This window comes from Micromonospora sp. NPDC000668 (assembly GCF_042897975.1).
GTDB lineage: Bacteria > Actinomycetota > Actinomycetes > Mycobacteriales > Micromonosporaceae > Micromonospora.
The window spans coordinates 922,751-935,265 of record NZ_JBIAYP010000002.1; the positions used below are offsets into that span (position 1 = coordinate 922,751).

Annotated in this window: 11 protein-coding genes, 1 tRNA gene and 2 pseudogenes; 7 read left to right on the forward strand and 7 right to left on the reverse strand. The window is 69.1% G+C overall.

What is annotated here, in order from left to right; all coding sequences use genetic code 11:
- Window positions 1–9 precede the first annotated feature (9 nt).
- The gene (locus ACFY29_RS13785; RefSeq protein WP_386986739.1) at window positions 10–1,092 is read right to left on the reverse strand and encodes an NAD-dependent epimerase/dehydratase family protein; all 1,083 of its coding nucleotides are present in this window, start codon (window positions 1,090–1,092) and stop codon (window positions 10–12) included.
- 282 nt (window positions 1,093–1,374) lie between these two features.
- On the opposite strand from ACFY29_RS13785, the gene ACFY29_RS13790 reads away from it, so the two are divergent.
- Window positions 1,375–1,446: transfer RNA gene (locus ACFY29_RS13790), tRNA-Lys, on the forward strand.
- Between the two features lie 41 nt (window positions 1,447–1,487).
- Window positions 1,488–1,865 (forward strand): annotated as a pseudogene (locus tag ACFY29_RS13795) (HAD family hydrolase); the annotation flags it as partial.
- A gap of 649 nt (window positions 1,866–2,514) precedes the next feature.
- On the opposite strand, the gene ACFY29_RS13800 reads toward ACFY29_RS13795, so the two are convergent.
- Both ACFY29_RS13800 and ACFY29_RS13805 read right to left on the reverse strand, forming a co-directional pair.
- Window positions 2,515–2,862: a hypothetical protein gene (locus ACFY29_RS13800; RefSeq protein WP_355600790.1), complete on the reverse strand. Its 348-nt coding sequence runs from the start codon at window positions 2,860–2,862 to the stop codon at window positions 2,515–2,517.
- 578 nt (window positions 2,863–3,440) lie between these two features.
- Entirely contained in the window at window positions 3,441–4,043 is a 603-nt protein-coding gene (locus ACFY29_RS13805; protein ID WP_386985844.1) for a hypothetical protein, read from the reverse strand.
- Window positions 4,044–4,520: 477 nt separating this feature from the next.
- On the opposite strand from ACFY29_RS13805, the gene ACFY29_RS13810 reads away from it, so the two are divergent.
- Both ACFY29_RS13810 and ACFY29_RS13815 read left to right on the forward strand, forming a co-directional pair.
- Entirely contained in the window at window positions 4,521–4,955 is a 435-nt protein-coding gene (locus tag ACFY29_RS13810) for an ester cyclase (protein ID WP_386985845.1), read from the forward strand.
- A gap of 324 nt (window positions 4,956–5,279) precedes the next feature.
- Window positions 5,280–5,631: pseudogene (locus ACFY29_RS13815) on the forward strand (transposase family protein); the annotation flags it as partial.
- Between the two features lie 143 nt (window positions 5,632–5,774).
- Here the strand turns inward: ACFY29_RS13815 and ACFY29_RS13820 are convergent.
- Window positions 5,775–6,221: a DUF6069 family protein gene (locus ACFY29_RS13820; RefSeq protein WP_355600794.1), complete on the reverse strand. Its 447-nt coding sequence runs from the start codon at window positions 6,219–6,221 to the stop codon at window positions 5,775–5,777.
- A 151-nt stretch (window positions 6,222–6,372) separates the two neighbouring features.
- Between ACFY29_RS13820 and ACFY29_RS13825 the strand changes: the two genes are divergently transcribed.
- Window positions 6,373–7,599 carry a helix-turn-helix domain-containing protein gene (locus ACFY29_RS13825; RefSeq protein ID WP_386985847.1) on the forward strand — a complete coding sequence of 409 codons (1,227 nt, stop codon included), beginning with the start codon at window positions 6,373–6,375 and terminating at the stop codon, window positions 7,597–7,599.
- A 46-nt stretch (window positions 7,600–7,645) separates the two neighbouring features.
- Here the strand turns inward: ACFY29_RS13825 and ACFY29_RS13830 are convergent, their stop codons facing one another.
- Window positions 7,646–8,194, reverse strand: coding sequence for an isochorismatase family protein (locus ACFY29_RS13830; RefSeq protein ID WP_386985849.1), 549 nt, complete (start codon window positions 8,192–8,194; stop codon window positions 7,646–7,648).
- Window positions 8,195–8,511: 317 nt separating this feature from the next.
- Here ACFY29_RS13830 and ACFY29_RS13835 point away from each other — a divergent pair, with 317 nt between their 5' ends.
- Both ACFY29_RS13835 and argS read left to right on the forward strand, forming a co-directional pair.
- Entirely contained in the window at window positions 8,512–9,255 is a 744-nt protein-coding gene (locus tag ACFY29_RS13835) for a serine/threonine protein kinase (protein WP_386985851.1), read from the forward strand.
- Window positions 9,256–9,528: 273 nt separating this feature from the next.
- Window positions 9,529–11,247 carry an arginine--tRNA ligase gene (argS, locus tag ACFY29_RS13840; RefSeq protein ID WP_386986741.1) on the forward strand — a complete coding sequence of 573 codons (1,719 nt, stop codon included), beginning with the start codon at window positions 9,529–9,531 and terminating at the stop codon, window positions 11,245–11,247.
- Between the two features lie 17 nt (window positions 11,248–11,264).
- Here argS and ACFY29_RS13845 read toward each other — a convergent pair whose 3' ends face one another.
- Entirely contained in the window at window positions 11,265–11,906 is a 642-nt protein-coding gene (locus tag ACFY29_RS13845) for a hypothetical protein (protein ID WP_386985853.1), read from the reverse strand.
- Complete coding sequence (locus tag ACFY29_RS13850; RefSeq protein ID WP_386985855.1) at window positions 11,903–12,472, reverse strand: NADAR family protein; 570 nt, start codon at window positions 12,470–12,472, stop codon at window positions 11,903–11,905. The genes ACFY29_RS13845 and ACFY29_RS13850 overlap by 4 nt, the downstream gene beginning before the upstream one ends.
- Between the last annotated feature and the right edge of the window lie 43 nt (window positions 12,473–12,515).

Genomic DNA, 12,515 nt, shown 5'->3' on the forward strand with positions numbered 1-12,515 from the left:
GGGCGTACCTCAGTAGGGGTTGCCCTGTCCGGCCGTCCGGGCGCGGAGCAGGCCGGCCGGGCGTCCGGGGAGGTCCGACGCACCGGACATCGGCGGGCTGCCGGTGTGGCCGCCGTCGGCCATCCCGGCGAACAGTTCCTTGAGCGCGGTCAGCGCGTCGATCTTGGGCTGCCAGCCCAGCTCGGCCTCCGCCCGCTCGCTGGACATCAGCGGCGCGTTCAGGCCCAGCTCCACCCAGCCCGCGTCGACCGGCTGCAGCCGCGCCCGCCAGGTCAGCGCCGCCGCCGCACGCAGCACCGGCGCGGCGACCGGCACCGTCCAGCCGTGAAAGTGCCGAGCCACCAGCTCCGGAGTCAGCACCGGGTCCGCGGCGACGTTGAAGGCACCGCGCGCGTCACCCAACACCGCCCGGGTGTACGCATCAGCCACGTCGTCGGCGTGCACCGCCTGCATCCGCAGCCGGCGGTTGGTGGGCACCAGCGGGATCCGGCCGAAGCGCAGCAGCCGCACCGGCGCCAGCGGGCCGAGGAAGTAGCGGGTGATCTCGACGCCGGCGTCCCGCTGGAAGATCAGCCCGGGTCGTAGCCGAACCACCCGGAGCGTTGGGTGGTCCTCCTCGATCCCGTCCAGCAGCGCCTCCACCTCCGCCTTGTGCTCGCTGTACGACGAGCCGGGCACCCCGGTGGCCGGCCAACGCTCGCTGACCGGGTGGTCCTTCGGGCCGGGCGCGTAGGCGCCGACCGATGAGGCGTACACCAGCGCCGGCACGCCGGCCCGGACCAGCGCGTCGAACACCGCCCGGCTGCCGTCGACGTTGGTCCGGCGCAGCACCCGCGGGTCGTGGCTGGGCTGGATCTGCCAGGCCAGGTGCACCACCGCGTCCGCACCGGCGAACACCTCGGCGAGTTTTCCGGCTGCGCTCGGCGCGCCGATGTCGCAGGAGTGCCACTCCACCTGGTCGTACGGCTCGCCGGCCCCCGGCACGGGCAGCCGCCGAGCCACCCCGACCAGCTCCACGCCCTGCTCCTTGCCCAACCGACGCAGCAGCGCAGTACCGACGTTGCCGCTCGCCCCCACCACCACGATCCGCATGTCCGACCCCGTACCCACCCAGCCGCCCGCCAACCACCCACCCCGGCGGCGCGGCGCGGCCCGGCGCGGCGCGGCCCGGCGCGGCGCGGCCCGGCGCGGCGCGGCCCGGCGCGGCTTGATCCACTCCACATCCCCGACAAAGGGTCATCCAGCGCGTCGGACACCGCCGGGTCGCCGATCTGGTGATGATCAGGTGCGGCGAGCATCGGCCAGCCACAGGCATCGACGGCCGGCCGGAAGCCGAGAGTCGTTGGCGCTCACCGTCGGGTAACCTGAGCGCGCGGGCCGCTAGCTCAATGGCAGAGCTGTGGACTTTTAATCCATAGGTTCAGGGTTCGAGTCCCTGGCGGCCCACTTCCTCGCAGGTCAGCGGCCCCGACCGGGGTCGCTTTCGCCGCGATCAGGGCCTGTTCGTGGGCTTGGCCGGCAACCAGCCAGCTCATGCTGAACCGATCCTCCACGCTCTCGACCTCTCCGTGGACGTGATCGGCACGTCGCACGGTTGGGGCGTGGCGAAGCCGTCACCGGCCTTTTTCGAGCGGGTCATTCGCGAAGGCGGTGGCGATCCGTCTTCGATTCTGTACGTCGGCGATCGGCCCGACAACGATGCACGCCCGGCCAAGGAGGCCGGTATGAAGACGTGCCTAATTCGGCGCTCTCCGTGGGGTCACATCCTCGACATGCCAGCCGTGTCTGAGCAGAGCCTGTTCCGCATCGATTCGCTGGACGAACTCCAGAGCCTGGTTGCCAAGCACAACGCGGCAGGCAGCTAGCTCGCCGATAGTGCCGGGGGGGAGCAGAGTGATCCGGCGCCAGCTGACCCGGCGGATGGTCACGGGCGAGCTGAAGCGGTCCCCTGTATTACCGAGGATCGCAGTACAGCCGTCCGTACAGCCAAGCCCACCGGCATAGATAGCCCGAGGCCGACGGGAGGCGACACGGCGAGCAGGTCACCGGCACTCACAGACGTTGGTCGACAGCAGTCTCGATCTTTGCAAGGCAGGGGTTAGAGGTTCGAGTCCCATCCGCAGCCTGGCGCTGAAGTGAGGCAGTTGCTCTACTGATGCGATGAGCCCTCGTCCCCTTCTCTGCACCGCTTTGCTTGCTGCGGGCGTGATGACGGCAGGGACCGGACTCCTGGTCGCCTTGAGATACGTCGAGCAGCCGGGGCCCTTCAACGCGGTGGTGCTGGGCGTCGTCGGCGGAGGGCTGGCCTCGGCTGGTTTCCGCCGATGGAGGAAGTACCGCTCCTTGAGCTTGGTGCACACAGGGGGCACAAGGCAGCGTGAAACGTCGGCAACCAGCCACCAATGACGTGAGCCCAAGCCCGGTCCGGACCAGCATGCCCAGCAGGCCAGCGCAGGTCGCAGGAGGGTCCGTCTAAGTTCCGCTTCAACGTCTGAGTGCAGCCGGAGGCGGCGGCTACATCCAGATGTACTCCTCAGCGATGGCGCCGTCGCGCCATTTCGCTACCGTCACCATTCGGCTGCCGTCTTCCAGTTCGCCCACCACGCAGGTCCACTCTCCCGACCCGAAGCCGATGGGGTGCGACTTGATCTGGACCGGCTTGCCGCCGGTCTTCTGGGCGAACGCCTTCATGGCGTCGATGTGCTCCTGGATGCCGTGAGTCTGCGGTTGCCCCTTCATGTCCACGAGCACGTCATCGGTGTGGTGGTGGGCGAACACTCCGTCCCAGTCCGCCGGGTTCCACCCCTTGAAGTCGAGGTCGTCCATGCCCTTCACGTTGCGGATGACCTGGTCGTCGGCCATGACACAATCCCCTTCCACGGCCCGTCGCGACTCGTCTCTGAGTAAGCCTACGGAGACTTACGGGACCTATCAGGCGAATGGCGAGCCGGGAAGTGGTACCCACTCCGACGTTCCGCGCGGCGTCATCAAGGCCGAGATCGTCTCTAGGGACTACCGGGTTGCGGCCGGCAGTATGGCGGCGACCAAGCGGCGGGCAAGGTTCGCCTCGAGGACGGGGCAGCGCGTCGTTAACTGTCCGCCGAAGAACGGTGTCACGCGTACCACGGGTGGCTTCGACAGCAACGCTGACAGCAACCAGCCGAGATGGAGACGACCGCCGGCTACCGGACATGGACAGCCGCCTGAGGTCGCGGATGCAGACGGACACCGCCAGGCCAAGCGCACAGAACTTGTAAGCGAGATGTCGAAGCCAGGCGGAGTCAGCAGCAAGTCAGCAAGCAGTCCGCGACGCGACGATGACGCACGGAACGAGCAACACGAGCAGCGTGCGTAAGCACACCTGACGCGATCTGCTGACACTGTCTGACAACGCGGACCAGGCTCCCCCCAGCGGGGGTCGTCCCTGCCGAGGGAGCCCTTCAACCTGCTCGTCGTGGAAAGTCGTCCGACCAGTCCCGCTCGGCCTGGGCCCCTGCCACGAGGTCGCGGACGCGACGCACGTCTGGAATGTGCAAGAGCATCGGGGTGGTCGACGGTTCTCTGGCCCATCCCCGCAGACCGTTCCTCGGGTTGAAGGCGTCGAGCACGCCGGGAAAGGCGCCGAAGGCCAGGCTGCCTGACCGGTCCGGCCGCTCGGCCACGACCGGCGGCGGCAGCAACCGTAGATAGGCCCAGGTGGTCCGGTTGCCGGACAGTCCGCCGATGGCCACCACCCGGAGGCCGGTGAGCATGTACCGGGTGCGGCGGGACGCGACGGCTCGCACGACGAATCGTCCGACCACCATATACAGGCCGACGAGCACGAAGGGAATCCCCCACAGCACGATGAACACCGGCGGGGGTCGGTCCCCGGCGACCCGCGCGGCGAGGACCGACGCTTCCCAGAACACGGCGTACCCGAACCACAGGAGACTGACGGGGATCAGCAGCACGTCCGGTGCCCAGAACAGTCGATGGCGGAGCGGGCGGCCCTCCCAGAGGATCCGCTCTCCGGGCAGCAGATCAACCTCGGATTCGGTCATCCGGCAATTGTCACGGGTCCCCGCAACAGTCGCGTCCGGCGCTCCCCGCCTAGCCGCTGTCGACAGCAACGCTGACAGCAACCTCCCCGAACGCGGACGCACCGACGGGGGCAGGGACGGACCATCGTCCGAGTCGGCGACCGTTCCCGGACGAGCTCGGATGCGCTGCACAGAGCTTGTAAGCGAGATGTCGCCGGTTCGATCCCGGCCGGGGGCTCCACACCTGTGCCAGCCATAACCCGCCTGGCGTGCCCGCTAGGAACGGTCGCCCAGAGAGAGCTCCCCGCCGACAGTCCCGTCGAGCAGCCGAGCGAGCAGCCGGCGAGCGCGGGCGGGCGGGCGGGCGGGCGGGCGATCATGGGACTCGTAGTCGGCCGACGCCACCGCCTTGATCGGTGCGGATTAAGCGATATGCGACGGCTGGTCGGCAGTGCCCGGGCAGGATGTACCGAGGGCGTGCGGTTCAGCTGGAGGTGCGTGATCGACAGGGAAGCCCTCAAAAGGTTGGATGATGCCCGGCTCGCGGCGTGGGACACCCACCGTCTCGATGCCTTCGTTGACCTGCTTGCCGATGGTTTCGTGCTTCGCGACACCGCGATCGGCGCGCCAGTCACTACCAAGGAGGGCGCGCGTGAATACGTGCAGGCATGGCTGACCGCGTTGCCGGACATGCGGATTCGCCGTACCAGCCGCCTCGTGGACGATGATGATGGTGCGGTCGCCGCCGAGGTGGAGTTCACCGGAACCCACACCGGTCCCATGGCGGTGGGTTCGACGCAGGTGCCGCCCACCGGCAAGACGGTGGTTGGGCGGGGGGCGTACTTCGCTCGGGTGAAGGATGGGCGGTTCGTCGAGCTCAGCGTCCACCCCGACTTGGCGGGCATCATGGCGCAGCTTGGCCTGATGCCCTGACACTGGTGCGAAGACGGCACCGCAGGCGCTGACATCCGCGGCAAGATCGTCGGGCACAAGGCGGGCACAAGTGACGCCAATAAGGGCTGTCAACCGCTGTAAGGCAGCGGAAGAGCTCGGCGAGGTCAGGCTGCCGATCCGCCCGATTGGAGTTGATCAGGAGCACGCCGGAGGGGTTCAGGGTTCGAGTCCCTGGCGGCCCACTCCACCGCAGGTCAGCGACCCCGACCGGGGTCGCTTTTGCCGCGACCGGGGCCGGTACAGCAGTAGCCACCTCACCGATCCAGCGCGCTGCCGAGCCGCTTGAGCGCGTCGCGGGTGGCTCGCCTGGTCATCGCCGTCGGCGACCCGCCGTCCGGCAGCCGCAACAACACCATCGTCTACCGCACCAGCGGCATCGAGGAAAAACTCGACGGGCGGCCCGTCATGGCCGACGGCGGTTACCGCGGCAGCTCCGAGGTGATCACCCCGTACCGCAAGCCCGCCGACGGCGGTCCTGCCAGCCTGGAAAGAAGAGCTGAACACCCACCACCGCACCATCAGCGCCGTAGTCGAACACGCCCTGGCCAGGATGAAGTGCTTCAAGATCCTGCGCGACTACCGCCGCGCCGCCCACATATTGGCCAACGCCGCTTCCGGCATCGCCAACCTCCACAACATCATCCTGGCCGGCTGACCGCCGGCCGGCGCCGGGCAACGCCTTCACCCAGTTACGGGAAGTCCGTTCGTGTGGGCGGGCCGTGGCCCGCCCACACTGGTGGTGCAGAACGCCAGGGAGCGCGACGGACTACACGTATCCGATCGGACCGTTGTCCATCCTTATCGGCAGGTCTGCCGGCCTGGCAGCCCGATGATGAGCGCCGCGCCGACGGTCAGGTGCATGCCGAGCAGGACCAGCCGGCTGCTGGTGCCGATGCCGCTGCCCAGCGGGCCGGCCAGCGAGAGCACCAGCACGATCAGGGCGATGATCCGGAACGTCCGGGCGGGGGCGCGGCCGACGGTACGCTCCAGCAGCGCGAGCAGGCCCCAGGCAGCCAGGCCGGCGATCAGCGCGGCCACCACCACTGCGGCCGGCCCGATGTGCTGGGTGGCGTCACCCTGGCGGACGGCGAGGTCGATGCCGGCCCAGGGGTCGTTGACGGCCCACAGCAGGAGAGCGCCGGCCGCTCCCGCAGCGACGGTGATCGCGCGGCCGGTACGCCGAGCGATGCTCCTGGTCTTGTCGGTCCACTGCATGTCGTTCGTCATGCCGATGAGCTTCTGCATCGTGTTCTCCCGTGACTCGTGGTTTCGAACGACGGAAACGCTACGACACTTGCCAGTCCCGTGGCAATAGTTTGCCAACGCGATTTGCCAACATGACGTCTAGGGGTGGGGCGAGTTGCCAGACTTGAGGCAAGCTGGCTAGGCTCGGGGTGTGGTGGAGCAACCAGCCTTCGGCCGTCGGCTCAGGCAACTGCGGATCGAGCGGGGCCTGACCCAGGGCGCGCTCGCCGGTGACGGCATGTCGACCGGCTACCTGTCCCGGCTGGAGTCCGGGGCCCGCCAGCCCACCGAACGCGCGCTGGCGCACCTGGCCAGCCAGCTCGGCGTCAGCACCGAGGAGCTGGTGGCGTCCACCGCCTCATCACTGGCGCGAAGCCTCACCATCGCCACCGGCCTCGGCGCGGACGAGACGGGCGAGCTGCTGTCCGGCGCGCTGGCCACCGCCGGGGGCGAGGACCCCCTGCTGCGCTGGCAGGCGTTGTGGCAGGTCGCCGAGTGGCGGCGGCAACGCAAGGAGTACGCCGAGCAGCGGGTCTACCTCGACGAGCTGACCGCCCTCAGCGACCAACTCGGACTGCCCGAGCTGCAGGCCAGGGCACTGGCCGAGTTGGCCCGCTGGCTGCGGTCCACCGGCGAGGTCCCAGCCGCCGTCGACACCGCGCTGACGGCCCACCAGTTGGCCAAGGACAACGCGCTGGCCCCCTATGTCATGGCGAACGTCCTGCTGGCCGTGGTGTCAGCGCTGGCCGAGGCAGACCGGCTGCCCGAGGTCAACCGGCACACCGACGAACTACTCAGCCTCGTCGAGGGCCGGTCAGACACGCTGTGGGCCGAGGCACTCTGGACCGCGGCCAACATCCGGCTCCGCCAGGGCGAGCCCGCCGCCGCGGCCGAGCTCCTCGGCGAGGCCGTGCGAGGGTTCGACGGACGCGACAACCCCACCCTGTGGACGCGCCTGCGGATCAGCGCGGCCAGGCTCAACCTCCAGACCACCCCGCCGGACACCGAAGCCGCCCACCGCCGCGTCGAGGAAGTCCAGGCCTGCCTCCCCTTGACCGGAACACCCGCCATCGAACAAGAGCTGCTGTTCCTGCGCGCGCACCTCGCCATGCACACCGGACACCCCGCCGAGGCCCGCGTGCTGCTCGACCAGCTCGACCGCCTCGACCCGCTCCTGCCCTACCAGGACCGCATCGAACTCGACGTACTGCGCAACCGGCTCCTCCTACTGGACGGCGCACGCGACGAAGCGGTGGCCGGCCTGCGCGGCCTCGCCGAACAGGCCCAGGACAACGGCAACATGGCACTTGCCGCTGAAATCTGGCGGCTCCTCGCCGAATCCCTCGCCCAGGACACACCGCGGCCGGCCCGCGCGTAGACCCAGGCTCTGCTTGTCCGGTCCCTAACGTGAGCCGGGAGCCTGTCTAATCTCGCGAGACCGGTTCCGGCGCCGCGAAGTCAACCTCCATCGCTGACAGAACCCGAACGCTGCGATCGGGGAAGTCGATGTGCCGGTAAATCTCATTGTGGTGGGCGATCGATTGGTTTGGCGGAACGAAGTCTGTCGGTTCGGGGCGAATGGATGTTGTGTGTCCGTCCGCCACGAGTACCAGGTCGTAGCCGTGGCTGAGGGCCTGGCGGGCGGTCGTCTCCACACAGTTCTCCGTGGCGAAGCCCGTGACCAGAACCTCGGTCACGCCGACACGACGCAGCGTCGCATCGAGTTCGGTGTCCAGGAAGGCGTCCGCGGTCGTCTTCGTAACTATCGGCTCACCTTTCCATGGGGTCAGTTCGGGCAGGACGCCACCGCATTGGTGCTGTTGGATGGTGACAACAGGAACGCCCGAGGCGCGCGCCCTGGAGCTAAGGCTCGCGATGGTTGCGACGGTGCGGTCAGGGCAGTGCATGATCGACAGCATGTCGTCCTGCATGTCGATGACGAGGAGCGCAGGGCGGTGTGGCTGCGGCGGCATGAGCACACCGTAGCTTTGGAGAGTTGGCCGCAACCAACATCAGAAGCCGCCAATCCCCCCACGGCGCGCCAGGTGTCACAGCCCTAAGTTCCTTCGCCCAGTCCGCGGGAGCGGGGCAAGGGCAAGGTCTCGACGTACGGCTGCCACTGGCGCAAGGCGTTGAAGGCGGCCAGTGTGGTGACGCCGGACGGGAAGCCGAAGTGCACGCCGCAATCGCTGCGACCATTCTTCGACTCGACGGCCCTCGCCAACGGCGTCGGGCGGGTTCGTGACGATCGACGAAGCCACCGGCCACGTGAGGGCGTACCTTCGCCTGCATGTCCGACCTGGCGCTCGACTCCGCGTTCACGGTCTTCGGCGCCCAAGACTCGGGATGCCTGTCGTACGGCGTCGAGGATGCCGGGCGCCGCTGGTTCGTCAAAAAGGCCACCACCGCGCAGGCCCGCCTGTCGCTGATCCGGGCCACGCAGTTTCACGCCGCGGTCCAGCACCCTGCGATCATCCGCCCCGAGCAGGTTCTCAATAGCCCGGACGGGCCAGTGCTGGTCTACCCATGGCACGACGGCACAGTTCTCAACCACGCCACCATCCACGGCTCGGACCGGACCGCACTGGCCCGGTTCCAGCAGTTGCCCCTCCCGGACGTCGAGGCAGCTGTCACCACGATCCTCGACGCGCACGTGGCCATCACGGCGGCCGGCCACGTCGCGGTCGACCTGTACGACGGCTGTTTCCTCTACGACTTCGACAGTCGGCAAATGTGGCTGATCGACCTGGACGAGTACCGGCCCGGCCCCTTCGTCCTCGACGCCGACCGCCTCCCCGGATCCCGCCGCTACATGGCACCGGAAGAGTTCGTCCGTGGTGCCGTCATCGACCAGCGGACCACGGTGTACACCCTTGGCCGCACCATCCAGCACTTACTCGACTCCCCACACGGCTGGCGAGGCTCCCCGGCCCAAGGTCGGCTCGCGACCCACGCCACCCGACCAACACCCGGAGACCGATATCCCGACGTGGTGGAGCTGGTCACCGCGTGGCGAGCCACGCTCACGACGTGAGACGGGCACTGGTCGGCCTGGACAATGGCGTTGCGCAGCCCCCGGTCCGGCCGATTAGGCTGCTGGCATGACCAGCTCGCACGCGTTCCCGACGGCGTCCTCCGACGTCCTGTTCGGCGCGCTGCGACGCCGGCGGTCCCGCGACCGCCTGCGCTGAGTCTTCTTCTCCTGCGACCGGCGGATCGAGCCGCCGGTCACCCTCGATCGTCCTCGGTCCGCCCGCATCCTCATCCGGTGATCCGCGTGGCGGATCCGAGCGAGATCGGCGTACCCATGGATCTGGAGAAACTGCTGACTGACCGGCTGGCGCCGGCGTTCGCGGCGGTGGCCGGCGCGTCGGTGGACCCGGTCGTGCGGCGCTCCCAGCACGCGGACTTCCAGTCCGACGCGGCGCTGGCACTGGCCCGGCGGCTCGGCCGGCCGCCGCGCGCCATCGCCGCCGACGTGCTGGCCCGCGCGGACCTGACCGACCTGTGCAGCGCGGCGGAGGTCTCCGGTCCGGGCTTCCTCAACCTGACCATCGCCGACAAGGCCTTGGCCGGGCTGGTCTCTGCGCTGGCCACCGACCCGCAGCTCGGGGTGCCGGTGGTCGCCGAGTCGGAGACTGTGGTGGTCGACTACTCGGCACCGAACGTGGCAAAGGAGATGCACGTCGGGCACCTGCGCTCGACGGTGATCGGCGACACGGCGGCCCGGCTACTGGAGTGGTTGGGGCACCAGGTGCTGCGGGCCAACCACCTCGGCGACTGGGGCACGCCGTTCGGCATGCTGATCGAGCACCTGGTCGACCTGGGCGAGGCCGAAGCCACGCAGGAACTCTCCATGGGCGACCTGGACTCGTTCTACAAGGCGGCCCGGGTCAAGTTCGACGCCGACGAGGCGTTCCGCGAGCGGTCTCGGCTGCGGGTGGTGGCCCTGCAGGGCGGCGATGTGGCGACGCTGCGGCTGTGGCGGCTTCTGGTGGAGCAGTCCGAGCGGTACTTCCTGACGGTGTACGACCTGCTCGACGTCACCCTCACCGAGCGAGACTTCCACGGCGAGAGCAGCTACAACGACCTGCTCGGTCCGGTGGTCGAGGAGTTGGACCGGCTCGGTCTGCTGCGGGAGAGCGACGGCGCGGCCTGCGTCTTTCCGCCCGGCTCGGTCGGCCGGGACGGCGAGCCGCTGCCGCTGATCGTGCGCAAGTCCGACGGCGGGTACGGCTATCCAGCGACCGACCTGGCGGCGATCCGGCACCGGACCGGCACGCTGGGCTCGACCCGGCTGCTCTACGTGGTCGGGCTGCCGCAGCGGCGGCACTTCGAGATGGTGTACGTCGCCGCCGCGCAGGCCGGCTGGCTGGCCCCGCCGGCCCGGGCCGAGCACATCGGGTTCGGCTCGATCCTCGGGCCGGACGGGCGGATGCTGCGCAGCCGGGCTGGCGGGTCGGTGAAGCTGGTCGGGCTGCTGGAGGAGGCGATCGCCCGGGCCACCGCGCTGGCCCGGGAGCGGAACCCAGACCTGGGCGAGGCGGAGGCGGCCGAGGTGGGTCGGGCGGTAGGCATCGGCGCGATCAAGTACGCCGACCTGTCCAGCGACCGGCACAAGGACTACGTGCTCGACTGGGAACGAATGCTCTCGCTGGACGGCAACACCTCGCCCTACCTGCAGTACGCGTACTCCCGGATCCGGTCGATCTTCCGGCGGGCCGGCGTGGCGGCCCGGCCGGAGGCGGGGATTTCGCTGGCCGAGCCGGCCGAGCGGGCGCTCGCCTTCGAGCTGGTCGTCTTCGGCAGGGTGGTCGGCGAGGTGGCGGAGAACCTGGAGTTCCACCACCTGGCCGGGTACCTGTACCGGCTGGCCGCCTTGTTCAGCGCGTTCTACGAGCGGTGCCCGGTGCTGCGGGCCGACGGGCCGGTCCGGGAAAGCCGGCTGGTGCTCTGCGACCTGACCGCGCGGGTGCTCCGGCAGGGGCTGTACCTGCTCGGCATCCGGACTCCCGAACGGATGTGATCGGAGTCGGGTGGCCGCTACCGCCGCCTGATGAGGTAGAGGCCTTGGCAGGTGGTGGCGAAATGCCCGTCCGCGGGGTGCAGTGTCGACGAGTGGTACGTGCCGGACTGGCGGAGGTCGGGGCGCCAGAGGGCCATGTCGAGGAGGTATCGGGCCGTGCGCCTGTACGCGACCGCGTTGCCGGCCAGGAACAGCGTGTGGCTGTGGAGGCGTTGGTGGAACCCATCGCTGCGGGAGGAACGCTGACGCCCTTGGCGGTTTATCTCGTGCACCTCGTCCCACGTGGGGACGTCGTTCGGATTCCAGGAGATGGTGTGCGGTGCCCCGACTCCCAGTCGGTGGCGTAGACGCTTCCACTGATGCGGCGCGAATTGCAGGTCGCGGTGGCTCAGTACGAGGTCGAGCTCACCGATGACGGTGGGGAGAGATGGCTCCGCAGGCGTGTTGCTCCGTAGCGGTAGATGGATGAGCGTGTGGCGTGATCGGGCTGCCAGCATCCACAAGCCCGTGATGGTGAACGCGGCGTCGGCGTTGAGCTCCAGAACGAACCAGGGGTTGTTGTCGCTCAGCACCGCGCCGGTCACCGAGGTAGCTGGGCGGATGACGCGGTACGGTTCGGCACCGAGCAGCGCCTGATATGTGCGGATCTTTAGGTTCATCCGTTGGTGAGCTGTGCGCGGGCGTGCATCAGCGCGAACCCGAGGAGGTTGCGGCCACGCCATTGGGCGGGATCGTGCGCGCGTGGGTCCGTGGCGGCCAGGCCGATGCCCCAGACGCGATCCACCGGGCTGGCTTCCACCAGTACCCGGTTGCTCGTACGCGACAGATACTGCCCGAGGTCGGGGTGCTGGCTGAACTTCACCACGTTGGCGGCGACGACCAGGTCGAAGCAGTGCCTGTCCCAGATGGCCTGGTCGAAGTCCCGGACCTGCCGACCCAGGGCCTTGACCGCGCCCGGGTGCGGCACCGTCAACATCTGCGCGGCGATCGCTTCGTCGCCGAACAGGCGGGCCTTCCCGACCATCATGTAGTGCTCAGCCGTGGCGTACCGGATCCCGTCCACGATGAATGGGGCCGGCCACCATTGGCTCAGGCATCCCTGTCCGATGCTGCCGTCCGGTTGGGGGTGGTGCCCCCAGAAGAACAGGTACTTGACCGGCCCTCCCGCGGCAACGAGCGCCCGCAGCTCGGACAGGCTGCGCGGCGGGGAGGCGGTCTCGGGCACGTCCAGCAGGGTGCCAGACCCGCGTGGTCACGCACCATCGGGT